This window comes from Streptomyces sp. NPDC034111, from assembly GCF_055575375.1.
The window spans coordinates 404,887-426,465 of the sequence record NZ_JBVIST010000003.1 but is presented as its reverse complement, the minus strand read 5'-3'; the positions used below and the strand labels follow the sequence as shown (position 1 = coordinate 426,465).

19 protein-coding genes and 4 pseudogenes are annotated in these 21,579 nt (G+C 70.7%); 8 read left to right on the top strand and 15 right to left on the bottom strand.

What is annotated here, in order from left to right:
• Positions 1-94: 94 nt before the first annotated feature.
• Complete coding sequence (gene groL / locus ACZ55A_RS11240) at positions 95-1,717, top strand: chaperonin GroEL (protein WP_468837491.1); 1,623 nt, start codon at positions 95-97, stop codon at positions 1,715-1,717.
• A gap of 192 nt (positions 1,718-1,909) precedes the next feature.
• Here the strand turns inward: groL and ACZ55A_RS11235 are convergent, their stop codons facing one another.
• Positions 1,910-2,128, bottom strand: coding sequence for a hypothetical protein (locus tag ACZ55A_RS11235; RefSeq protein WP_468837489.1), 219 nt, complete (start codon positions 2,126-2,128; stop codon positions 1,910-1,912).
• Positions 2,125-2,601, bottom strand: a complete 477-nt coding sequence (locus tag ACZ55A_RS11230; protein WP_468837487.1) for a hypothetical protein — start codon at positions 2,599-2,601, stop codon at positions 2,125-2,127. Before ACZ55A_RS11230 ends, ACZ55A_RS11235 begins: the two co-directional genes overlap by 4 nt.
• 271 nt (positions 2,602-2,872) lie before the next feature.
• Here ACZ55A_RS11230 and ACZ55A_RS11225 point away from each other — a divergent pair, with 271 nt between their 5' ends.
• Positions 2,873-3,319, top strand: a complete 447-nt coding sequence (locus ACZ55A_RS11225; protein WP_468837485.1) for a hypothetical protein — start codon at positions 2,873-2,875, stop codon at positions 3,317-3,319.
• A 5-nt stretch (positions 3,320-3,324) separates the two neighbouring features.
• Here the strand turns inward: ACZ55A_RS11225 and ACZ55A_RS11220 are convergent, their stop codons facing one another.
• Together ACZ55A_RS11220 and ACZ55A_RS11215 are read right to left on the bottom strand one after the other, a co-directional pair.
• Positions 3,325-4,893, bottom strand: coding sequence for a sensor histidine kinase (locus ACZ55A_RS11220; RefSeq protein ID WP_468837483.1), 1,569 nt, complete (start codon positions 4,891-4,893; stop codon positions 3,325-3,327).
• Complete coding sequence (locus ACZ55A_RS11215) at positions 4,890-5,600, bottom strand: response regulator transcription factor (protein WP_468837481.1); 711 nt, start codon at positions 5,598-5,600, stop codon at positions 4,890-4,892. Before ACZ55A_RS11215 ends, ACZ55A_RS11220 begins: the two co-directional genes overlap by 4 nt.
• A gap of 333 nt (positions 5,601-5,933) precedes the next feature.
• Here ACZ55A_RS11215 and ACZ55A_RS11210 point away from each other — a divergent pair, with 333 nt between their 5' ends.
• Entirely contained in the window at positions 5,934-6,653 is a 720-nt protein-coding gene (locus ACZ55A_RS11210) for a DUF998 domain-containing protein (RefSeq protein WP_468837479.1), read from the top strand.
• A 126-nt stretch (positions 6,654-6,779) separates the two neighbouring features.
• Here ACZ55A_RS11210 and ACZ55A_RS11205 read toward each other — a convergent pair whose 3' ends face one another.
• Positions 6,780-7,619 carry an alpha/beta fold hydrolase gene (locus tag ACZ55A_RS11205; protein WP_468837476.1) on the bottom strand — a complete coding sequence of 280 codons (840 nt, stop codon included), beginning with the start codon at positions 7,617-7,619 and terminating at the stop codon, positions 6,780-6,782.
• Positions 7,620-7,736: 117 nt separating this feature from the next.
• Between ACZ55A_RS11205 and ACZ55A_RS11200 the strand changes: the two genes are divergently transcribed.
• The gene (locus tag ACZ55A_RS11200; protein WP_468837473.1) at positions 7,737-9,254 is read left to right on the top strand and encodes a hypothetical protein; all 1,518 of its coding nucleotides are present in this window, start codon (positions 7,737-7,739) and stop codon (positions 9,252-9,254) included.
• Between the two features lie 42 nt (positions 9,255-9,296).
• On the opposite strand, the gene ACZ55A_RS11195 is transcribed toward ACZ55A_RS11200, so the two are convergent.
• From ACZ55A_RS11195 to ACZ55A_RS11185, 3 genes are all read right to left on the bottom strand, one after another.
• Positions 9,297-10,919 (bottom strand): PTS transporter subunit EIIC, encoded by a 1,623-nt coding sequence (locus ACZ55A_RS11195; protein WP_468837470.1) that lies wholly within the window; start codon positions 10,917-10,919, stop codon positions 9,297-9,299.
• Positions 10,919-11,863 (bottom strand): N-acetylmuramic acid 6-phosphate etherase, encoded by a 945-nt coding sequence (gene murQ / locus ACZ55A_RS11190; protein WP_468837467.1) that lies wholly within the window; start codon positions 11,861-11,863, stop codon positions 10,919-10,921. The genes ACZ55A_RS11195 and murQ overlap by 1 nt, the downstream gene beginning before the upstream one ends.
• Before the next feature lie 74 nt (positions 11,864-11,937).
• Positions 11,938-12,870, bottom strand: a complete 933-nt coding sequence (locus tag ACZ55A_RS11185; RefSeq protein ID WP_468837465.1) for a MurR/RpiR family transcriptional regulator — start codon at positions 12,868-12,870, stop codon at positions 11,938-11,940.
• Between the two features lie 131 nt (positions 12,871-13,001).
• Here ACZ55A_RS11185 and ACZ55A_RS11180 point away from each other — a divergent pair, with 131 nt between their 5' ends.
• From ACZ55A_RS11180 to ACZ55A_RS11170, 3 genes are all read left to right on the top strand, one after another.
• Positions 13,002-13,364: a hypothetical protein gene (locus tag ACZ55A_RS11180; RefSeq protein WP_468837462.1), complete on the top strand. Its 363-nt coding sequence runs from the start codon at positions 13,002-13,004 to the stop codon at positions 13,362-13,364.
• A 74-nt stretch (positions 13,365-13,438) separates the two neighbouring features.
• Positions 13,439-13,714 carry a DUF4031 domain-containing protein gene (locus ACZ55A_RS11175; RefSeq protein ID WP_468837460.1) on the top strand — a complete coding sequence of 92 codons (276 nt, stop codon included), beginning with the start codon at positions 13,439-13,441 and terminating at the stop codon, positions 13,712-13,714.
• Positions 13,715-13,848: 134 nt separating this feature from the next.
• Positions 13,849-14,394, top strand: coding sequence for a pyridoxamine 5'-phosphate oxidase family protein (locus ACZ55A_RS11170; protein WP_468837458.1), 546 nt, complete (start codon positions 13,849-13,851; stop codon positions 14,392-14,394).
• Between the two features lie 64 nt (positions 14,395-14,458).
• On the opposite strand, the gene ACZ55A_RS11165 is transcribed toward ACZ55A_RS11170, so the two are convergent.
• Positions 14,459-15,718 (bottom strand): Cmx/CmrA family chloramphenicol efflux MFS transporter, encoded by a 1,260-nt coding sequence (locus ACZ55A_RS11165; RefSeq protein WP_468837455.1) that lies wholly within the window; start codon positions 15,716-15,718, stop codon positions 14,459-14,461.
• 184 nt (positions 15,719-15,902) lie between these two features.
• Positions 15,903-16,313, bottom strand: a pseudogene (locus tag ACZ55A_RS11160) (HD domain-containing protein); the annotation flags it as partial.
• On the opposite strand from ACZ55A_RS11160, the pseudogene ACZ55A_RS11155 reads away from it, so the two are divergent.
• Positions 16,311-17,035: pseudogene (locus ACZ55A_RS11155) on the top strand (IS5 family transposase); the annotation flags it as partial. The pseudogenes ACZ55A_RS11160 and ACZ55A_RS11155 overlap by 3 nt on opposite strands.
• A 61-nt stretch (positions 17,036-17,096) precedes the next feature.
• Here the strand turns inward: ACZ55A_RS11155 and ACZ55A_RS11150 are convergent.
• The 5 genes and pseudogenes from ACZ55A_RS11150 to ACZ55A_RS11130 form a co-directional block, all read right to left on the bottom strand.
• On the bottom strand, positions 17,097-18,977 hold the full coding sequence (locus ACZ55A_RS11150) for a right-handed parallel beta-helix repeat-containing protein (protein WP_468837452.1): 1,881 nt from the start codon (positions 18,975-18,977) through the stop codon (positions 17,097-17,099).
• A 324-nt stretch (positions 18,978-19,301) separates the two neighbouring features.
• A pseudogene (locus tag ACZ55A_RS11145) lies at positions 19,302-19,656 on the bottom strand (IS5 family transposase); the annotation flags it as partial.
• Positions 19,657-19,665: 9 nt separating this feature from the next.
• Complete coding sequence (locus ACZ55A_RS11140; protein ID WP_468837450.1) at positions 19,666-20,070, bottom strand: hypothetical protein; 405 nt, start codon at positions 20,068-20,070, stop codon at positions 19,666-19,668.
• 42 nt (positions 20,071-20,112) lie between these two features.
• Positions 20,113-20,879, bottom strand: a protein-coding gene (locus ACZ55A_RS11135; protein ID WP_468837961.1) for an IS5 family transposase whose coding sequence is annotated in 2 segments (ribosomal slippage) — positions 20,113-20,564 and positions 20,564-20,879 — 768 coding nt in all. Because the reading frame shifts where the segments join, the coding sequence is not laid out codon by codon here.
• 83 nt (positions 20,880-20,962) lie between these two features.
• Positions 20,963-21,435 (bottom strand): annotated as a pseudogene (locus ACZ55A_RS11130) (IS5 family transposase); the annotation flags it as partial.
• Between the last annotated feature and the right edge of the window lie 144 nt (positions 21,436-21,579).

The window sequence follows — 21,579 nt, the reverse complement described above, 5'->3', positions numbered from 1 at the left end:
GTGGGGCAAGGAACCACACGGGTTTGCAGGTCGTCCGTCGCGGGCGCCAGCGCGGTCCGGAGCAATCCACCCCAGTCCGGGAGGACCACTTCACATGGCCAAGATCATCGCGTTCGACGAGGAGGCACGGCGCGGTCTCGAGCGCGGGATGAACCAGCTCGCCGACGCCGTCAAGGTCACCCTCGGCCCCAAGGGCCGCAACGTCGTCCTCGAGAAGAAGTGGGGCGCCCCCACGATCACCAACGATGGTGTCTCCATCGCCAAGGAGATCGAGCTCGAGGACCCGTACGAGAAGATCGGCGCCGAGCTGGTCAAGGAGGTCGCGAAGAAGACGGACGACGTCGCCGGTGACGGCACGACGACCGCGACCGTCCTGGCCCAGGCCCTGGTCCGCGAGGGCCTGCGCAACGTCGCCGCCGGTGCCAACCCGATGGCCCTCAAGCGCGGTATCGAGAAGGCCGTCGAGGCCGTCTCCGCCGCCCTGCTGGAGCAGGCCAAGGACGTGGAGACCAAGGAGCAGATCGCTTCGACCGCCTCCATCTCCGCCGCCGACACCCAGATCGGCGAGCTGATCGCCGAGGCCATGGACAAGGTCGGCAAGGAAGGCGTCATCACCGTCGAGGAGTCCCAGACCTTCGGTCTGGAGCTGGAGCTCACCGAGGGTATGCGCTTCGACAAGGGCTACATCTCGGCGTACTTCGCCACCGACATGGAGCGTATGGAGGCGTCGCTCGACGACCCGTACATCCTGATCGTCAACTCCAAGATCGGCAACGTGAAGGACCTGCTGCCGCTCCTGGAGAAGGTCATGCAGTCCGGCAAGCCGCTGCTGATCATCGCCGAGGACGTCGAGGGCGAGGCCCTGTCGACCCTGGTCGTCAACAAGATCCGTGGCACCTTCAAGTCCGTCGCCGTCAAGGCCCCGGGCTTCGGTGACCGCCGCAAGGCCATGCTCGGTGACATCGCCATCCTCACCGGTGGCACCGTCATCTCCGAGGAGGTCGGCCTCAAGCTGGAGAACGCCGGTCTCGACCTGCTCGGCCGCGCCCGCAAGGTCGTCATCACCAAGGACGAGACCACCATCGTCGACGGTGCCGGTGACAGCGACCAGGTCCAGGGCCGCGTCAACCAGATCCGCGCCGAGATCGAGAACAGCGACTCGGACTACGACCGCGAGAAGCTCCAGGAGCGTCTGGCGAAGCTGGCCGGCGGCGTGGCCGTCATCAAGGCCGGTGCCGCCACCGAGGTCGAGCTCAAGGAGCGCAAGCACCGCATCGAGGACGCCGTTCGCAACGCGAAGGCGGCCGTCGAGGAGGGCATCGTCGCCGGCGGTGGCGTGGCCCTGCTCCAGGCCACCTCGGTCTTCGAGAAGATCGAGCTGGAGGGCGACGAGGCCACCGGTGCCGCGGCTGTGAAGCTGGCCCTGGAGGCCCCGCTGAAGCAGATCTCGGTCAACGCCGGTCTCGAGGGCGGCGTCGTGGTGGAGAAGGTGCGCAACCTGGCCGTCGGCCACGGTCTGAACGCCGCCACCGGCGAGTACGTCGACATGGTCGCCGAGGGCATCATCGACCCGGCCAAGGTCACCCGCTCCGCGCTCCAGAACGCCGCCTCCATCGCGGCGCTCTTCCTCACCACCGAGGCCGTCATCGCCGACAAGCCGGAGAAGGCCGCCGCGGCCGCTCCGGGCGGTATGCCGGGCGGTGACATGGACTTCTGATCCTCCGGATCAGAGCGCTGATCCTCCCGGATCACGTGTCCACACGTACGTCGGGGCGGCACCCTCCTCCCAGGGGGTGCCGCCCCGGCGGCGTTTCTGCGCGGGCGTTTCTGCGCAGGTCTTGAGGGGCACACGGCTGTTCACCGGTGCTCCGGGGCGGGGGTGGGATGCCCCGCCTCCCTCAGCGGCTCCTCACCACGGGTCGTCGGCAGCGTCGGAGTCGGCCGTGTCCGCCGCCTTCTCGGCGTCCTCGACCTTCTTCTTCATCTGCTCCTCCTGGCCGGACGAAGACCCGGGCGACGAAGAGCCGGGTGACGGCTGCCCGGAGTGGCCCGAACAGCCGGTGGCCGCCAGGACCGGTACCGCGACCGCCGCGGTCAGCAGCAGCGCGGCGCGCCGGGAGCCTCTCATGAGCCGTTGCCTTCCGCGCCGTTGCCCTTGCTGTCCTTGGTGCCCTTGCTGCCCTTGGTGTCCTTCTTCGCGCACCAGGCCGCGACGGCCTTGAGGTCGACGCGCCGCCGGGTGAGGTCGGGCTTCAGCTCCTTGCGGTGGGTGAGCCGGTCCTGGAGGAATATGGCGACCTCGTCGTGGTGCCTGTCGCGGGCGTTCTTCACGCGCTGCTCCAGCCGCGCGATCGAACCGCGGGTGTGCACACCGCCGTTGAGCCGGGTGAGCGCCCGGTCGATGCGCTTCTCCAGCCTGGGCACGCGGGCGCAGATGCCCTTGCCCCCGGTGTGCCGCTGCTGGCCCGAGGTCGCCGTGGCGGGGGAGGCGCCCGGGCTGTCGGCGGCCGCGGCGTCGGCCGGCGCCGCGGTGGTCAGCAGGGAACCGGCGAGCGCGAGTGAGGCGAGGACCCCTGCCACTGCGGTCTTGGGACGCTGCATGGTGGTGCTCCCTTCTAGGGGCGGATGGGTGCGGCCGCGTCCGCCCCACGGGACGCGGACGGGCCGGCTGCCGCAGAACGTAGGAGCGTTCTTTGTGGAGAGCTTGTGGGCCGCCGGACCGGGCGCCCCGCCTTCCGCGGAGGAAGGGGACGGGGGCGGCGGCACAGGGAATCCACAAGGAGCGCTTCTACGCTCCGGGTTGTCGCGCCCCGGAGACGTCGTGCCTGGGCGCCCAACCCCTGGAGTCACAGTGGAATGCGGTGGTTTCCTCATGCCGGACGAGCGCTCCTGTACGGTCCTGCCCGCCACCCTCACCACCGGCGAGCCCGGTGAGCTGCGGCTGCCCCTCAGCGGCTGGCTGCTGCGGGTGGCCCGGGGCTCCGCGGGGCGGCCGGCCCTGGAGGTGCACGGACCGGCCGGGCTGGTCGATGTGTCCGTTCTGAGCACGCTCAGCGTCTCCCCGCTCAGGGGCGGCCGGCACAGCGGCCGTTCGCCGCGGCGCTGGTCGCTGGCGTGGGGGCAGCTGCCGCCCGGTGCCGATGTCGTCGAGGTGGCCTTCCGGGGGTGGCGGCGCGGTCTGAGCGTCCAGGGGTGCGTACTCGCCGATGCGTTCTGGGTCGCCGAGGCCGGCGACCGGTTCCGCTCGGTGACGTGCACCGCGGGCACCACCCGCCGCACGGTGCGCGTGGTCAGGGAGCCCCGGGCCCGGGAGGGGTGATCCGGTCAGTGTTCCGGCGGCTCCCCGGGCAGGCCCCGTGCCGGGAACTCGCTCAACCAGTCGCGGCGCAGCGGCAGTTCCAGGGTGCGGGTGTCGGTCTCCGCATCGCCGAGCCGGGGCAGTCGCACCTCGAAGCGGGCGCCGGGCCCCTGTGGCCGTTCCATGATCCGTACCGTGCCGCGGTGCAGTGCGATCTGCTGGGCCACCAGGGTCAGGCCGAGCCCCGAGCCCGGGCTGTCCGCGCGCCGGTGGAACCGCTGGAAGACCTGCTCGCGTTCCTCCGGCGCGATGCCCGGACCGGCGTCGTCCACGGTGAGTACGGCGACCGGGTCGCCCGGCCGGCCGCTCGGCCGCAGTGTCACCTCGACCCCGGCCGGTGTGCCCGGCCGGCTGCCGTGGACCACCGCGTTGCGGAGCAGGTTGTCGACCGCCATCCGCAGGCCCGGTTCCCAGGCGTGCAGCCGCAGTCCGGGGGTGAGGCGGGGGGTGAGCCGTACGCCGGGGTGGTGCCGTTGCAGGTCGGCCACCGCCGCCGCGACGAGGTCGCCCAGGTCCACCACGCCGAAGGCGTCGGCCTCCACCAGGTCGCCCTGGGCGAGCGCCCGGAGCGCGATCAGCATCCCCATCAGGCGCTGGTGCCCGGCGTGCAGGTCGTCGAGGACTTCGGCGCGGTCGGCCGGGTCGAGGTCCGGGTGGTCGGTGAGGATGTCCAGGTTGGTCTGCATGCCCATCAGTGGCGTGCGCAGTTCGTGCGAGGCGGTCGCGGAGAAGGCGCGGGCGGTGGCCAGTGCCTCCTGGGTCCGTGCCGCCTGCTCGTCGTAGCGGGCCAGTACGGTCTGGAGGGTGCCGGCGAGGTCGTCCACCTCGGTGACCCGTGACGGGGTGTGGTCCAGGCGGGCCGTGCTGGTGCCGGGGTCCAGGCCGCCGGCCCGGCGCTGGAGGCGGCGCAGCGGCAGGGTGGCGCGTTCGGCGAGGGCGAGGGAGAGCAGCCCGGCCAGCGGGGCGGCGATCAGCGCCACCAGGAGGATGCGCTTCTGTACGGTGTCGAGTTCGGCGTTGCCGGCCGACCCGGTGGAGAACACCCACAGCGTGCCCTGCGGGCCGGCCTTCGCGCTCGCGCCGCCGACGGGCACCGACAGCGCCCGCCAGCGGTGTCCCTGGGACCGTACGGTCACCGGGTCGGGCGCCGCGGGCGGCAGCGGCAGGGTGTCCGCCGGTTGTGGACCGGCCTCGGCCACCACACGGGCCGGCGCCTGCCCGCCCGGGGCAGTGGTCCCGCGGCCGGTGGCGGGCGCCGGTCCGCCGCGGCTCGTGGTGAGCCGTACCCCGACGTCCATCCCCGCGTCGAGCAGCCGCCGTTCGTGGTTCGCCGCCTTCCGCGGCTGCCCGCCGTCCGCGACCCGCAGCAGACCGCGGGCCAGCGGCAGCAGCACCGCGGCCCGCTCCCGCAGATGGGCGTCCTGCCCGGCGTGCACGTCGTGGGTGACCAGGCGCAGCAGCAGCGCCCCCGAGCCCAGGACCAGCAGCGGGACGGCGATGCCCATCGCGAGGGCGATCCGGGTCGAGAGCCTCATCGTGCGGCCTCCGGCCCGGACGCGCGCAGCACGAAGCCCACGCCGCGGACCGTGTGCACCACGCGCGGCCGGCCCCCGGCCTCCAGCTTGCGGCGGAGGTAGCTGACGAAGGTGTCGACGGCGTCGGTGCGCACCTCGAAGTCGTAGCCCCACACACGGTCGAGGAGCTGGTCGCGGGTGAGGACGACGCCCGCGTTGCGGACGAGGACCTCCAGCAGTTCGAACTCCCGCCGGGTGAGCCGGACCTCAGCGCCGCCGTACGTCACCTCCCGCGCGGCCGTGTCCAGGACGAGGTCGCCGATCCGCAGCGCGTCCGTGGCGCCGGGCGGGCGGCGGCGCAGCAGGGCTCGCAGCCGGAGCACCAGTTCCTTGAGCGCGAACGGCTTGACGAGGTAGTCGTCGGCCCCGGCCTGGAGTCCGGCGACCCGGTCGTCCAGTTCGTCCAGCGCCGACAGCATCAGTACCGGTACCTCGTTCCCGTCGGCGCGCAGGGTGCGGCAGATGTCGGTGCCGCTGACGCCCGGCAGGGAGACATCGAGCACGACCACGTCGGGGGGCCGGGCCGTCAGTTCGGCGAGGGCGGACGGGCCGTCCTCGGCGAGGGCGACGGCGAAGCCGTTGAGGCGCAGGCCGCGTCCGAGGGAACGCAGGATCACCGCGTCGTCGTCGACGACGAGGACGCGTTCGAGGCGCTTCGCCGCGCACATTCAAGGCTCCGCTCTGGTCTCACCGGGCTCGTCCGCTCGCCCCGCGGTGTGTTGCGGGCAAGGTAGCCGCGCGAGGACGGTAGACGGCAATCTTGTGGGTTCTCTGTGGTGCGGCCCCGGCCGGTGCGCCCCCCTTGGCGCGTCCACGCGGGCCCGGCGGGATCTCCGGGCCATGACATGCGAGGGTTACTCTGTGTGCCAGATCGAATGTGCACAGTGACGGACGTGTGGATCGCGTGGTGCCCGGCTCCCCGCGGTCAGGACCGAAGGGAAGTTCGTGCGCGCCAGGGTGCGGATGGGTGTGAGCGGGTCGTATGCGGACAGCCGCTGATCATGTTGAGGGGTGAACGGGACGCGAACCCGATGCCGGGAACGGCGCGATCAGGCGCTTTGCTGTTCGCCGCGGCCGCGGTGCTCTACAACGGCTGGCTGCTGGAATTCCTGCTGCCGACCGGCATCGATCCGCGGCATGCGTACGTCAGTGAGCTGTACGCCGCCGACCAGCCCTTCCGTCCGCTCTTCGGCGGCATCGAGTCCGGCTGTGCCGTGCTCGTCGCCGCGGGGGCGCTGCTGGCGTACGGCCGCGCGCCGGGCCGGTGGGCGCGCGCGGGCTGGCTGGCGCTGCTCTGCCTCGGCCTGTCGTCGCTGGCCGACGTGCTGCTGCCGATGCGCTGCGCACCCTCTCTGGAGCCGCACTGTGAACCCGTGCATCCCTGGCACACCGTCACCAGCGCCCTGGCCCACTTCTTCCTCTTCGCCTCGATGGCGCTGCTCAGCCGGGCCGCCGCGACGGACCGGGGCGGCCTGCCGTTGATCCGCCGCTGGGGCCTGCGCGTCCTGGCCGCGGCGCTGCCGACCGCCGTCTGCACGGTGGGCCCGCTCCTCGGCCGGCCGGGCTGGCACGGCGTTCCGCAGCGGCTCCATCTGCTGCTGGTGGGGGTGTGGTTCGCGCTGCTGGCCGCGGAGTTGGCGAGCGCGGCGGCCCGCCGGGGTGACGGGGAGGAGCGGAGCCGGGAGACCGCCTCTGCGGAGCGGCGGGTCCCTGCCCCCTGACGCCCGCTCTCCTGGGCCGGCGCATCGGCCGGGGTACCGATCGGGGTATCGACCGGGCCACCGGACTCGCGGGCCGGTGCGTGCGGTCCAGGTCACCTCACCGGCGTGCCGCTGCGGCGCGGCCGGTCATCCCAGGTACGCCGCGGTGGTCGTCACGAAACGCTCGGCGTCGTCGAGCCACGGGAAGTGCCCGGCGCCGGGCTGCACCACCAGTTCCGCGTGCGGGAACAGTCTGGCGTACTCGGCCATGGCGGGAGGCGGGGAGTTCAGATCGACCTCGCCGGCCAGCAGGAGGACGGGCGACGCGAAGCGTGCGAGCGCCGCACGGGTGGTGCCCGGGTCGAAGGCGCCCTCGGCGCCGAAGGCGGCCGCCGCCTCGCCGTTCTTCTCCTCGTCGTCGGCGGCGTCCAGAGCCCGCGCCGTCTCGTCCCAACGGCCGTGGAGGAACGGGGCGACGGCCTGCCAGTGGGCGTCCGTCGCCCGGCCCGCCACGATCGCCTCCAGGGCCGCGTACGCCTGGGGGAACCAGGGCTCGTCCCGGCGGAGTTGCGCCGTCTCGCGCCGGACGTCCCCGGGCACGGTGATGCCGACGGCCATGACGCTGGGGGTGATCAGCGCGAGCCTGCCGACGCGTTCCGGGTGGCGGCTCACATACCGCGTTGCCAGATTCGCTCCGGCGCAGTGCGCGAGCAGGTCCAGCCGTTCCAGGCCGAGGTGCTCGCGCAGGGCCCCCACATCGTCGACGAGCCGGTCGCAGCGGTAGGAGGCGGGGTCCGCCGGTATCGCGGACCGGCCGGTGCCGCGGAGATCCAGCATGATCAACTGTCGGTGCGCGGAGAGACCACCGAGGTCACCGAGGTACGCGGAGGCGCGCATCGGGCCGCCGGGCAGGCAGACCACCGGAGGGCCGTCGCCGGATGCGTGGTAGGTGAGGGTGGTCCCGTCGTACGCGGAGAAGGCAGGCATGGCGAGGACTCTGTCAGCGGTGCGGCGCCCCGGCAATCGAGTTCTCTCCGGGCGGAGGGGCGGCCAGGTGCCTCCGCGGCAACGGGCATTGTCAGTGGGCGGCCCTACAGTGCCCGCATGGTCCCTCAAACACAGCCGGACGAGCCGGACGACTCCCCGCAGCAGCTGCTCCAGAAATGGACCGGCGCTCTGCCCTACGAACTCCTGCTGTTGGAGAAGGTGTTCCTTGCCGGGGAATTCTGCTTCGACTACACGCCCAGGTCGCTGGACGCCCTGGAGGCGCGCCTGCTGGAGCGCGATAAATCCGTCCAAGGCCCGCAGCAGCGCGGGGAGTTGGTGGAGAGCGCGGTGGCCTACCTCGGTGAGGTTCTGCTCGGTATAGCGGGTGGTGGCTGGGGCTGGAACACGCGGCCGGTCGACGGCCTGCCCGGACAGCCGGTCGTCTGGCCGGACCCGGACCTTGAACTCTCCCCCGTCGCACCGCGGTTGCTGATCGAGCACGCCCTGCGGGTCCGCTCCGGAACGGCGTTCGCCGAGGAGGCCGAGCGGCTGCGGCAGGCCGTCGCCGAGCAGCAGCGTGAGGTTGCGGGGTGGGAGCCGGCCAAGGAGCACACCCCGCATGTGGACCCCACGGTGGCGCTGCCGGAGGATCCGGTGCTGACGGCGTGGCTGGCCGAGCGGAGGGAGGCGCTGCCCGCCTGGGCCCAGGAGGCGTTCGAGGGGGCGTGGCGGTGGAATTTTCACCCTGACACGCTGGACTGGCTGGAGGCTGTGGTGCGGCGGCGGTTCGCCACGGTGGAGGAGTTCGATGCCGCGCGGGACGAGCCGTTTGTGCAGGGTGCGTGCTGGTACATGGGGGAGGTGATCCGGCGAACCAAGGGGGCGATGTGGCAGTACGTGCCGTTCGATCCGGATGCGGCGCCCGGGGCTTTGGGGTCGCGGGAGAGCGTGTGGACGGAGGTGCCGTTCGTGGACCAGCCGGACAAGCGGCTGGGGGGCGCGGCGGTTCCGCTGGGCTGTCTGCGTGAGCTGTTTGTGGAGGAGGGGGATGGCGGGCCGAAGGAGAGTCTGCGGGACACCTTGTTCTGGTTCAGGCCGTGCTCGTACGCGCAGGTGGGGGCGCTGTTGGTGCGGATGGGCATGGTGTCGCAGGAGAAGGTCGACAGCGTCCTCGCCGACTACGCCGACTTCGCGCACGATGAGCTGCCACCTCATGAAGTGCCCAGCGCTCTTGAGGAGTTCGGTGTGGCGGTCTCGGCCCACGGAGACGATGTCGACTATCTGGAGGAGAGCTACGCCGGCATCCTGGAGAGGGCCGAGGCGCTCACCGAAGGCGCGGTCACCATCAGCGACGTCAGGCTGTACGGGGGCGAGTTCGGCGAGATCCTGGAATTCTCCCGCAACGGCGTCCTGGTCACCCAGCACACCGACCACCTGTCGGACGAGTACCTCGACCACTTGGCGGTCGGGGAGTTCATCGGCCATGTCGATCCCGACCCCGACGACGACAACCGCCGCTTCCACCTCGTCCAGTTCGTGCGCCTCAGAGACAGCAACTACGACAGCTACTTCGTCTTCGCCACGCCCGAACAGGCGGCCGTGCTGGAGAAGGAACTCGGCCTGGATCTGTACTGAGCCATCCGGGCGGATCCATGACCGGCCCGGGGGCGGGGCCGGTCACCCGGAGCCGTCGGCGTGCACCTCCCGCACGGAACCCGGCGAGGACGCGTCCTTCGCCGCCCGATGGGCGTCGGGCGGCTCCGGTGCGTCCGTGGTGCCCGCCGGGGCGGCCCGCTCGGCCGCGGGGGCGGTGTCCGTGTTCAGCTCGGCCCGCATCTGCCTGCTGAAGCCGAAGAAGTACGTGGCCAGGAAGCCGGCCAGATAGCCGACGGCCAGCCCCAGCGCGTAGACGACGAGCGTGGTGGCAATCCCCTGAGCGCCCTTGACCAGCGGGAACAGGGCCCAGCCTGAGGGGCCGATGGCGGTGGAGCCGACCGTGTCGCCGAGCTGGTTGACCAGGCCGATGAAGCCGCCGCCGAACGCGCCGCCGATGCAGGCGGTGATGAACGGGCGGCCGAGGGGGAGCGAGACGCCGTAGATGAGCGGCTCGCCGACGCCCAGGAAGCCCGCGGGGAGCGCGGACTTGATGGTGCCCCGGAGCGAGCGGTTGCGGGGGAGGCGGAGGTAGACGGCGAGGGCGGCGCCGACCTGGCCCGCGCCGGCCATGGCGAGGATCGGCAGCAGGACCGTATAGCCCTGCTGCTGGATGAGGGTGGCGTGGAGGGGGATCAGGGCCTGGTGGAGGCCCAGCATGACCAGCGGGAGGAACAGGCCGCCGAGCACGAAGCCGGCGAGCGCGCCGCCGTGTGCGAGCAGCCAGGTGGCGGCGGTGCCGATGGCGGTGGAGACCTCACCCGCGGCCCACATCAGGCCGAAGACCGTGACCAGGCCCGTGAACAGCACGGTCACGGTGGGGGTGACCAGGACGTCGAGCGCCGCGGGGACCACCTTGCGGCACCGCTTCTCCACCTGGACGGCGAGCAGCGCCGCGGCCAGTGCGCCGAGGACACCGCCCTGGCCGGGGGAGAGCTTCTGGCCGAAGGCGGAGATCTGCGCGACACCGGGGAAGACGGTCACCGCGGCGACCGCCCCGCCGAGGACCGGTGTGCCGCCGAACTCCTTCGCGGCGTGGTAGCCGACGAAGACCGCGATCAGCGACATGAAGCCGGAGGAGAGGGCGGCGAGCGCGGGGACGACGGACGGCAGCCGGCCGAGGTTGGTCAGCAGGCCGTTGATCCCGGCGATGATGCCGCAGCCGATCAGGGCCGGGATGAGCGGGACGAAGACATTGGCGATCCGGCGGAGGAACAGCTTGCCGGGCGTGGCGTTCCTGGCCTTCTGGCGGGCCTTGAGGGCGGCACCTTCGGCGGCCAGCTGCTCGGCGGTGGCGGCGGTGGCGGCGGTGGCGGCGGTGGCGGCGGGGCTGCCGGGGGCCGGCGCTGCGGCGGGGGCGGGCTCCGGGGGCGGCTCCGGGCCCGTACCTGCCTGCTCCACCAGGCGTTCGAGCTCGGGGGTGACCCGGGCGACCGTCCCGGGGCCCAGCACGATCTGGTACGTGTCGTCCTCGACGACGCCCATGACCGCCGGCAGGGCCTTCAGCGCCTCGTCCTGGACCAGTGAGCGGTCCCGGATGCCGAGGCGGAGCCGGGTCATGCAGTGGGCGACGGAGGTGATGTTCCCGGCGCCGCCGACGAGCGGGAGGAGCGCGGCGGCGGTGGCGCGGTGGGTGTCCTCGGACATCAGCGGCGCCTCGCTCCGGCGGCTTCCAGGGCCGCGCGGAGATGGCCGTCGGAGGCTTCGAGGAGCCGGGCGGCGGTCGGGCCGTCGACCTCGCCGAGGAGGGTGAGGATGGCGTTCTTCACCTCGCCGCCGGTGATGCGGAGCGCCGTCTCGATCTCCGGATCGCTGGCGCCGGTGGCGAGCGCGACGATACGGCGCGAGCGGGCCCGCAGCTTCTCGTTGGAGGCGCGGACGTCGACCATCAGATTCCCGTAGGTCTTGCCCAGCCGGATCATGGTGATCGTCGAGAGCATGTTGAGCACCAGCTTCTGGGCGGTGCCCGCCTTGAGACGGGTCGAGCCGGTCAGCAGCTCGGGACCGACCACGATCTCGATGCCGTGCTCGGCGGCCGCGGCCAGCGGCGAACCGGCGTTGCAGGACAGGCCGATGGTCAGCGCGCCGCGGGCCCTGGCGTGCTCGACGGCGCCGATCGCATACGGGGTGCGGCCGGAGGCCGAGATGCCGACGAGGGTGTCGAGGTCGGTGAGGCCGATCCCGGTCAGGTCCCCGGCCGCGAGCTCTTTGCTGTCCTCGGCGCCCTCGACGGCGGTGACCAGGGCGGACGGGCCGCCCGCGATCAGGCCGACGACCTCGGCGGGGTCGGTGTTGAAGGTCGGCGGGCACTCGCTGGCGTCCAGCACGCCCAGCCGGCCTGCCGTGCCGGCACCGGCGTAGACCAGCCGTCCGCCGCGGGCCATCCGGGCGGCGGTGGCGTCGATGGCGGCGGCGATCTGCGGGAGGCGGGCGGCCACCGCGGCCGGCACGGTGGCGTCCTCGTCGTTCATCGCACGGGCGATGTCGAGGGTGGAGCGGCGGTCGATCTCGGCGAGGTCGGGGCGGAACGCCTCGGTGGTGAGGGTGTCGAGCTCGGCGCGCAGGTGGGCGTAGTCGGCGGTGGAGGTCATTGCTCGGCGACTCTTTCCGGGTGGGGCGCGGGGCGGGGCCCGTCACGACGCCACAAGGGCGCCCGCGGGCCGCGTCAGGGCTGGTGGCGGTGGGCCAGGGCCTCGTAGGAGGCCGAGAGAGCCGGTGCCGCGGTCTCGTACGTGCGCTGTGCGACGCCTATGAAGAGACAGTCGACGACCAGCAGCTGGCTGGTGCGGGAGGACATCGCGGCGGGGCGGAGTTCACTCTCGCGGGCCGTGGACGTGGTCAGGATGTAGTCGGCGTACGCGGCGATTTCGCCGTCGGGGCGGCCGGTGAGGGCGATGGTGGTGGCGCCGTGGTCGAAGGCCACCCGCAGGGGCTCTATGACGTCGGTGGTGCGGCCGGAGTGCGTGATCGCGATCGCGACGTCGCCGGCCCGCATCTGCACGGCGTTGGTCACGGCGAGGTGCGGGTCCGCGTGGGCGTGCGCGATCAGGCCGATCCGCAGCAGCTTCTGGGCCAGGTCCTGGCCGACGAGGTTGGAGGCGCCGATGCCGTACACATCGATCCGCCGGGCCCCGGCGAGCGCGGCGACGGCCGCTTCGAGCTGGCTGACGTCCAGCGCGGCCGCGGTGTCGGCCAGACACTGCTGCTCCTCCTGCGCCAGCTTGGCGACGACGTCGATCAGGGAGTCGTCGACCGCTATGTCCGCGGTCACGGCGGGCGCGCCGCCGGCCTCCTGCTGCGCGGCGAGCGCGGCGAGCGCGAGACGCAGGTCGCGGTAGCCCGGGTAGCCGAGCAGCCGGGACGTCCGTACGACGGTGGCTTCGCTGGTGCCCGTACGCTCCGCGAGGCCGGTGACGGTGAGCGCGGCGCAGCCGGCCGGGTCGCTCGCCACGGTCTCGGCGACCCGCTGCATGGAGCGGGTCATCGTCGGGGCGAGGGTACGGACCTTGGCGGCCAGCGCCGCGGGGGCGGGTGGGGCCGGGGCCGGCCGGGTCTCGGCGGCCACGTCCTTGAAAGTTTCCTTCACGCTGCTACTCACGCTTGAAAAGTAATTTCATCCCGCAGCCGCGTCAATACCCCTGCTCCGGGCTGTGGACAGAACGCGGCGGGCCGCGCGCAGGCTGTGGACAACGCCGGGCGCCGGGTTGCGGTCGGGAGACAATGGGGGGCATGGAGATGGAACAGGCGTTGCACGCCGCGCGGGCGCTGGTGCTCGCCGACCTGATGGCGGACGAGGTGGCCGACGCCGACATCGTCTCGCTCGTCGAGGACGCGGTCGTTCACCGCAGGTGGTGGGTGGAGCAATGGCCTGAAGGCGCGGAATTCGTCGCGGGACTGATAGCGCAGGACGTCCAGGACGCCCTGCTGGACCGTTACGGCCGGTGGCCGCTGTGCCCCGTGTGCACGGAGTCGGGCGATCCCCACGCCCTCGACGTGGAACCGGAGTTGGGGCCTGACCCGCACTGGGTCTGCCCCAAGACGTCGGTCGCGGTGGCCCGGGTCGGCCGGCTCGGCGCTCCGCCGGAGGGCTGAGGTGACCAGTGGCGCGGAGGCCGGGGTGACCGGCGCGCGGCGGGCCGGCGTGACGAGCCGGCCGGAGCGCTGACGTGGCGGTCTATATCGATCCACCCATCTGGCCGGGGCACGGCCGGATGTGGTCGCATCTGGTCAGCGATGTGTCCTTCGACGAACTGCACGACTTCGCGGCGCGCATCGGCGTGCCCCGGCGGGCCTTCGAGCGCGACCACTACGACCTGCCGGCCGAGCGGTACGCCGATGCGGTACGGGCCGGCGCGGTGGAGGTCGGCAGCAAGGAGCTGCTGCGCCGGCTGACGGCCGCGGGCCTGCGCCGCCCCAAACACCGGCCGGCGCCCGGGCCCTAGAGAGAGCGCCACACCCCCGACCCCGCACGGCCGCCGCGCACCCCCCGTACGGCCCGTTGCGGCGCGTCGTGGCGGTGGCCCGATGGCGCGCCCCCGCACGATGGGCCCTGACGGCCTACCGGAAGGGGACAGCGATGTCAGTCAGCGCACCGGGAAGAGAACCGGTCACCGAACTCCACCCCGCCTACAGCAGCGAGGGCGCCACGGCGACCGGATGGCCCGCGGCCGTCGGAGGGATGACCGAGGCGGAGATCTTCTGGCTCAGCACCGTCCGGCCCGACGGCCGCCCGCATGTCACCCCGCTGCTCGCCGTCTGGGCGGATGACGCCCTCCACTTCTGTACCGGACCCGGCGAGCGCAAGGCCCGAAACCTCGCCGCCAATCCGCACTGCGTCCTGACCACCTCGACGGCCGGCGGCAACGATCTGCATGCCGGACTCGACGTGGTCGTCGAGGGGGAGGCGGTACGGGTCGAGGACGGGCCGACGCTGCGCCGGCTGGCCGAGCTGTTCGTCGAGAAGTACGGCAGCGACTGGCACTTCGACGTCCGGGACGGTGCCTTCCAGGGGCGGGGCGGCTCGGCCTTCGTATTCCGCGTCGAGCCCCGTACGGCGTTCGGCTTCGGCCGGGGCGAGTCGGTGTACAGCCAGACGCGGTGGAGGTTCGACGGCGGGGCATAGCAACGGCGGGGCGCGCCGACCGTGTGGCCCCCTGACCGGACCCGCAGACGCCCCGCCCCCCGGATCACCGCTGCTCGACGGCCTCCGTAGCCGGCGCCGCGACCGGCGCCGAGGAGGCCACGAGCCGGGAGGGCCGGCCGGAGCGGTGCAGCCGGAAGGCGAGCGCGGTGACGAGCACCGCCACCGCCGCCAGCGCCGCGCCGGTCCAGGCGACGGACGGGTAGCCCCAGCCGGCGCCGATGGTCAGGCCGCCGAGCCACGGCCCGAGGGTGTTGCCGATGTTGAAGGCGGCAGTGGTGGTCGCGCCGGCGAGCGTCGGCGCGGCGTTGGCCACGTTGAACATCCGGGCGTTGAGGGCCGGGGCCGTGGTGAATGCGGTCACCCCGAGCAGCAGGGAGAGCGCGACCGCGGCGACCGGGCTGTGCGCGGTCAGCGCCAGGACGGCCAGGACGGCGGTGGAGGCGGCGATACCGCCGAAGAGCGTCCCGAAGAGATGCGCATCGGCGATCCGGCCACCGATGAACGTACCGATCAGCGCGCCGACACCGAAGAGCGCGAGCACCGTGGGCACCCAGCTCTCGGCGAGGCCGGCGGTGTCGGTCAGCAGCGGCGAGAGGTAGGAGAAGAGCGCGAAGACCGCGGCGCCGTTCAGCGCGGTGGCGGTCAGCGCCAGCCAGACCTGCTTGTCCTTGTAGATGGCCAGTTCACGGCGCAGCTGCGGGCGCTCGTCACCGGTGGGCACGCTCGTCCGCGGCACCAGCGCGACCACGCCGACCAGGCCGATCGCGGCGAGCCCGGCCACCGCCCAGAACGCGGCGCGCCACCCGGCGTGCTGCCCGAGGAAGGCACCGGCCGGGACGCCCGCGATGTTGGCGATGCTCAGACCGCCGACCATGACGGCCATCGCGCGGGCCCGCGCCGTCACCGGCACCAGCGAGACGGCGACGGCCGCGCCGACCGCCCAGAACCCCGCGCAGGCCAGCGCGCTGATGACGCGCGAGGCGAAGAGCACACCGTAGGACGGCGCCAGCGCACCCGCCACCTGCCCGAGGCCGAAGACCGCGAGCAGCGCGATCAGGGTCGTACGGCGGGGCAGCCGCAGCGTCGCCGCGGCGAGCACCGGGGCACCGATGACCATCCCGATCGCGAAGGCGGAGACCAGCAGACCGGCCTGTGGAATGGAGACGTCCAGGTCCCGGGCGAGCGGCTGGAGGATGCCGGAGAGCATGAACTCGGAGGTGCCCAGGGCAAAAACGGAGAGACCGAGAACGAAGACGGCGACGGGCAGACGGGCGGGAGCGGAGGGCGGCGCTGGGGCTGGCATGTCAGCTACTAACAACGGTAGGAGGCATGACATTCCCGCGGAGGTGTGCGCGGGTGGGTGACCTCGGCCATGCGCCGCCGCCCGGCCGCCTGGGCCTCAGCCGCTGAGCAGGGAGAGCCAAGCGCACTGAGGCCCCCACCCTGCCGGGTGGGGCCCGCTTGTCGGCTCGCCATCTACTGACTGGTCAGCGCAGATAGGTCTGCTGCCACTCGATCGAAGACATGCTCAGCGCGGCTTCGGCGAGAGCCTGTGCCGACGCGGTCTTGAGGCTCGCCAGGCTGGTATCGATCCAGTTCTGAACGATGCTGCACCCCTGCTCGCGGTACTCAACTGCCTGCACCAGACACTCAAGCTTGTCTGCATCGTGCGCCACGACGACCTCAAGGGAATCGCCGTTCTCGTACTCGTCGACGACGCGCTGAACTCCCGAGGCAACTGCGGGGTGGGCGGCAGAGACCTGGTCGGCAGTGACCGTCTCGTTTGTGGCCGCTTCCAGGTACCGGCGGCCAATGTGCGGGATATCGCCGACGCGGGTTTCTTGAGTGTCGTGGAAGAGGCACATCAGGGCGACCGTTGCCGGGTCGGCACCTTCGAGGGTGGTGGCCGGCGTCGGCACGGTGACCGGGAAGTGCTGGCTGCGATCGTGTTCGTGGCCACGTCGGGCTGCACGTGGCAGCAGCTGCCGTCGGCGTCGTTCGGGCCCTCGGGAGCGACAGCTCACCGGCGCTTTGCCGAGTGGTCGAAGGCCCGGGTGTGGGCCAAGCTCCACCGCCTGGTCCTCGACGAGCTCGGCTCCCGCGGAGAGCTGGACTGGTCGCGCTGCGCGGTCGACTCGGTGAACATGCGGGCTCTGAAAAGGGGGAACTGACGGGTCCGAATCCTGTGGACCGGGGCAAGTACGGGTCAAAGATCCACTTGATCACGGAGCGGACCGGCCTGCCGCTGTCCGTCGGAATCTCGGGGGCGAACCTGCATGACAGCCAGGCTCTGATCCCGCTGGTGAAGGGGATACCCCCGATCCGCTCGCGTCGGGGCAGGAGGCGACGCAAGCCGGGCAAGCTCCACGCCGACAAGGGCTACGACTACGACCACCTGCGACGATGGTTACGCCGGCGAGGCATCACCCACCGCATCGCCCGCAAGGGGATCGAGAGCTCGCAGCGACTGGGTCGCCACCGCTGGACGATCGAGCGCACTATGTCCTGGCTCGCCGGCTGCCGACGGCTCCACCGACGCTACGAGCGCAAAGCCGAACACTTCCTGGCCTTCACCAGCATCGCCTGCACCCTCATCTGCTACCGCAGACTCACCAAATGAAATGACGTCTAAAGGGTCAGGCTCCTTTGCAGGCGAAGCCGGTGTCGTTGATGGTGCTATTTCATCTGGCGAAGGCCAGCGCGTCGGCGCCAACGGTCGCCCGGCTGGAGGCTTCGTTCTTGTGACCGGTGACGCGGACGCGGATGGTGTGGGGGCCGTTGGCGAGCTTGCGGGTGGTGAAGATCGGTCGCGAGCAGTGGGCATGGCTGCTGTACGTGTCGATGGACACCTCTTTGCCGCCGTCGACCGACACTGCCGCGACTCCGTGGTGCGGTCCGACCGGCGCGTAGAGGACAGCTTGCCTACCCACGAAACGGGCCACATAGGCCGCGCCCTTCTTTGCGCTCTCGTGGCTGCGGTCGCGGAAGCAGGTGCTGCCGCTGACGGTCCGCCATGGCCTCTGCGCCCCCGGCGGCCCGTCATAGGTGAAGGCCGGGTCGTCGGTGGCTGTGGTGTCCTTCGGCCCGCTGAACACCAGGTCGCCGGCGGCGTTGTAGACGCGGTTGTTGGGAGCAAAGATCACCGGAGCCGTGTCGAATGCCTGGTCGTTGTTCAGCAGCCGGATGGTGTTGTTGCGCACGACCCCGGCGCTGTTGGCGCGCCAGCCAGGAGCAAAGTTGGCATTGAAGACTTTGTTGCCTTTCCAGCGGGTACGATTGTTGTTCTCGATGTGATTGTTCTCGACGACGAGATCCGACTGCTGGCCGGGCCAGATCTTGTTGTTGCCGTTGAACAAGATGGCGAGGCCGTCGTTGCCGTGGATGTAGCTGTCGCGCAGCGTGATATGACGGTTGTCGCTCTCGAAGTCGAAGCCGTGGCCGTCAGGAATGTCGCTCGTGGCGCGCACAGTGTTGCTGAACTCGCTGTTGCGCACCGTGTAGTTGCGCGAGCCGACCATCGAGACGGCGGCGACGCCCCAGTCCATGCCCCGCTGGTAGCCGGCACGGTCCACCGTCACGTGGCTGGTGGTTCCCCCCGTCACGTACATGAGGCCGATACCGTTGGCGCGGTAGTTCTTCGTGAACTTCGAGTTGCTGATGTTCACGTTGCGCCACATACCGTGGTTCACTTCGCCGCTTGGCGTCATCTCGACACCTGAGTCGGTGCGCAGGAAGACGCTGTCCTTGATGGTGACATCGGACAGGATGGTGCGGCGCCCGTCCCCCTTGCCCGCAAGCGAGACACCGGTGCCGAATTTCAGATCAAGCTCGGGGTAACAGCGCCCGCACTTCCACCAGTCGGGATCGTTCGTGCGGACGGGCGTGTTGAAGCGGGTGTCCTTGCCCGTGATGTCGTGGAAGAAGACGTTCTGGATCCACAGGTACCGGTGGCCGTACGTGCCGTGCGAGTACGTGACGATCCCGCCGTAGGTATGGCTCAACTCAAGATCTGTGATCTTGTACCCGCCGTTGTTGACGAGGTGGATGGCGTAGTTCCTCTTGCCGGTCCCCGGGGCGATGTGGGGCCGTGGCCCCTGCCCGTAGGCGCTGATGCGGATGGGATTTTCCGCAGTGCCCGAGCCCTTGGGCCACAGCGTCTGCCCCCTCCACGTGTCGCCCCGGGCCAGCAACACCGCATCTCCCCGACGCAACTGCACACTCGACGCCTTCGTCAGCGTCTTCCACGGCGCCGCCGGACTCGTCCCGGCATTGGCGTCATTCCCGGCTCCCGCACTGACGTAATAGGTCGTCCCCGACGCCACAGTGGGCCTTCCAGCGGGATTCTCGGCAGCTGCGGGATTGAAGCCTACAGATTTCAGGAATGCGATATCCGCATGCCCGGCATTCCTGAGCTGCGTGGGCTGCTGCGAGTGCACATGCGGCGGAAACCCCCAGGCAGACACACTCGTCACGGTAACCAACAAGAAGCCTGCGACAATCCACAGCGCCCGCTTCAGCCTCGATGTCAGCCTTCTACACGCCTTCTTGTGACATGCCGTCATTTCATTCTCCTTAAGACCGTGTCCTATGTGGACATGCGTGCGTGACCGCACGCACGGGCTTTCGCCACGCTGAGCCCGAGGGGTATCGCCGCCGGTCTGCGCTGACCACACAGTTTCTCTTGCAGCGTCGCAGTCGGCTGGGAGTGTGCGGTGGCTGTGGCCTACCGCGTCGGCGTGGCTGTGCACGTCTTCGAGAGATCCACATGCCCACCAACACGTCCTCCGTGCAAGCTCAGTTCCACTGCTATGTGGTGAAGCGGACGAGTTTCTTGAAGCCTGCTGCCGGACCGCCTGGCCTAAGACGTAATCGCATTTGGTAAGTCTGCGGTAGCAGATCAGGGTGCAGGCGATGCTGGTGAAGGCAAGGAAGTGGTCGGCTTTGCGTTCGTAGCGGCGGTGCAATCGTCGGCATCCGGCCAGCCAGGCCATGGTGCGTTCGATGGTCCAGCGGTGGCGGCCGAGTCGTTGCGAGGTCTCGATGCCCTTCCGGGCGATCCGGTGCCGGATGCCTCGGCCGGCGTAACCATCGTCGCAGGTGGTTGTAGTCGTACCCCTTGTCGGCGTGGAGTTTGTGGGGCCTGCGCCGTCGGCGTCCGCGGCGGGAGCGGATCGGCGGTATGCCCTTCACGAGTGGGATCAGCGCCTGGCTGTCGTGGATGTTGGCGCCCGAGATGCCTAAGACGCCGTTTCAAATGGTGCTGAGGCTGAGACGGGACCGGACAAAGGGCCCCGTTGCGAGCACGAGCAGCGTGAACGCAGTGAGCCTTTGCAGGCCCGGCTGTGCGAAGAAGTCGCTGTGTTGGACGTCGTAGGCCGCATACCAGTTGGCCATCAGGTCAGTCGCCATGACCACGCACGTGAGGTCCACGCCCGCTCGCCTCCCGCTGACCAGCAGCAGGGCGGCCAGCGAGTCGAATAACGCTAGTGAGGACCAGTACAGGTTCAGCCAGTCCGGAGCCCAGCTGTACGGATGCAGGCCGCTGCGGACGAGGTCGGCGAGGTGCGAAGCGGCTCCTACGAAGACCAGCACGACGACATACACGGCCACCAGCGCCACCACCCACCGTGGGGTCCGAGATATCCATCGGATCACACGATCGATTCTCTCAGCGTTGGAGGCCGGGCTGGGTGCGGTTCAGCGTGTGAGGCGGCGGTAGTTGATCAGAGCGGCGGCGATGCCGACGAAGCCGAGAAAGTGCTCAGCCTTGCGTTCGTAGCGGCGGTGCAGGCGTCGGCAGCCTGCCAGCCAGGAGACGGTCCGTTCGACGACCCAGCGGTGGCGGCCCAGCCGTTGTGACGACTCGACGCCTTTGCGGGCGATGCGGTGGGTGATGCCGCGGCTGCGGAGCCATCGCCGCAGGTGGTCGTAGTCGTAGCCCTTGTCCCCGTGCAGCTTCGCCGGCCGTCGGCGACGCGGGCCGCGACGGGACCGGACGGGCGGGATACCACACACGAGGGGTTCCAGCCCCTGACTGTCATGCATGTTCGCGCCGGAGATGCCCAAAGACAGCGGAAGTCCGTTCCGGTCCGTGATCAGGTGAATCTTCGACCCCAACGTGCCGCGGTCTGTCGGATTCGGTCCGGTCAGCGGCCCCCTTTTGCGGCCCGGAGGCTAACGGAGTCGATCGCGCACCGCGACCAGTCCAGCTCGCCGCGGGCACCGAGTTCGTCGAGGATGACACGGTGGAGCCGGGCCCAGACCCGGTCCTGGCTCCATTGGGCGAAACGCCTATACACCGTCTGCCAGCAAGGGCCGAAGACCGGAGGTAGCTGCCGCCAGGTGCAACCAGACGTGGCTACAAACACGATCGCGGCCAAGGCTTCGCGGTCTCCCGCCCGCCGTCGGCCCCCGCCCTGCGGACGCTTTACGTCCGTCGCTGGCACCACCCGCCGAAACAGCATCCACAAGTCGTCTGGCACCAGACGCTCAACCAGATCCGTCACACACCGCTCAACGGCCAACAAGCACCATAAGAAACGGCGTCTAAGGACAGGGGCAGGCCGGTCCGCTCCGTGATCAAGTGGATCTTTGACCCGTACTTGCCCCGGTCTACAGGATTCGGACCTGTCAGTTCCCCCTTTTCAGGGCCCGCATGTTGACCGAGTCGATCGCACACCGGGACCAGTCCAGTTCGCCGCGGGATCCGAGTTCGTCGAGGACCAGGCGGTGGAGCTTGGCCCACACGCGTGCTTTCGTCCACTCGGTGAAGCGTCGGTGAGCCGTCGCGCCGGACGGCCCGAACGAGGGGGTCGGCAACTGCTGCCACGTGCAGCCTGAGGTCGCCACGAAGACGATTGCGGCCAGCACTTCACGGTCGCCGTGCCGACGCCGGCCGCCACCCTGAGGTCGCGACGGTGCCTCCGGCACCACCCGCTGGAACAGTTCCCACAACTCGTCCGGCACCAGCCGCTCAACGATCCTCGCCACGACCGGGCAGCTTACCCAGCCAAATGAGATGACGTCTGAACCCGCTCCTTCAACGCCCGTACCGTCGTTGGAGGAGCGGAGGGGGCAACATGGCTGACTGGACGAATCCACGTCACGCGGTGGTAGTGGCTGCCTACAGGGCTGCCGTTGAGGCCGGTGGCCACTCCCGGCGGC

Excerpts from the sequence above, each read along its gene's own strand:
- groL (WP_468837491.1), top strand. The coding sequence starts at position 95 with ATGGCCAAGATCATCGCGTTCGACGAGGAGGCACGGCGCGGTCTCGAG.
- ACZ55A_RS11235 (WP_468837489.1), bottom strand. The coding sequence starts at position 2,128 with ATGAGAGGCTCCCGGCGCGCCGCGCTGCTGCTGACCGCGGCGGTCGCG.
- ACZ55A_RS11230 (WP_468837487.1), bottom strand. The coding sequence starts at position 2,601 with ATGCAGCGTCCCAAGACCGCAGTGGCAGGGGTCCTCGCCTCACTCGCG.
- ACZ55A_RS11225 (WP_468837485.1), top strand. The coding sequence starts at position 2,873 with ATGCCGGACGAGCGCTCCTGTACGGTCCTGCCCGCCACCCTCACCACC.
- ACZ55A_RS11220 (WP_468837483.1), bottom strand. The coding sequence starts at position 4,893 with ATGAGGCTCTCGACCCGGATCGCCCTCGCGATGGGCATCGCCGTCCCG.
- ACZ55A_RS11215 (WP_468837481.1), bottom strand. The coding sequence starts at position 5,600 with ATGTGCGCGGCGAAGCGCCTCGAACGCGTCCTCGTCGTCGACGACGAC.
- ACZ55A_RS11210 (WP_468837479.1), top strand. The coding sequence starts at position 5,934 with ATGTTGAGGGGTGAACGGGACGCGAACCCGATGCCGGGAACGGCGCGA.
- ACZ55A_RS11205 (WP_468837476.1), bottom strand. The coding sequence starts at position 7,619 with ATGCCTGCCTTCTCCGCGTACGACGGGACCACCCTCACCTACCACGCA.
- ACZ55A_RS11200 (WP_468837473.1), top strand. The coding sequence starts at position 7,737 with ATGGTCCCTCAAACACAGCCGGACGAGCCGGACGACTCCCCGCAGCAG.
- ACZ55A_RS11195 (WP_468837470.1), bottom strand. The coding sequence starts at position 10,919 with ATGTCCGAGGACACCCACCGCGCCACCGCCGCCGCGCTCCTCCCGCTC.
- murQ (WP_468837467.1), bottom strand. The coding sequence starts at position 11,863 with ATGACCTCCACCGCCGACTACGCCCACCTGCGCGCCGAGCTCGACACC.
- ACZ55A_RS11180 (WP_468837462.1), top strand. The coding sequence starts at position 13,002 with ATGGAGATGGAACAGGCGTTGCACGCCGCGCGGGCGCTGGTGCTCGCC.
- ACZ55A_RS11170 (WP_468837458.1), top strand. The coding sequence starts at position 13,849 with ATGTCAGTCAGCGCACCGGGAAGAGAACCGGTCACCGAACTCCACCCC.
- ACZ55A_RS11165 (WP_468837455.1), bottom strand. The coding sequence starts at position 15,718 with ATGCCAGCCCCAGCGCCGCCCTCCGCTCCCGCCCGTCTGCCCGTCGCC.
- ACZ55A_RS11150 (WP_468837452.1), bottom strand. The coding sequence starts at position 18,977 with ATGACGGCATGTCACAAGAAGGCGTGTAGAAGGCTGACATCGAGGCTG.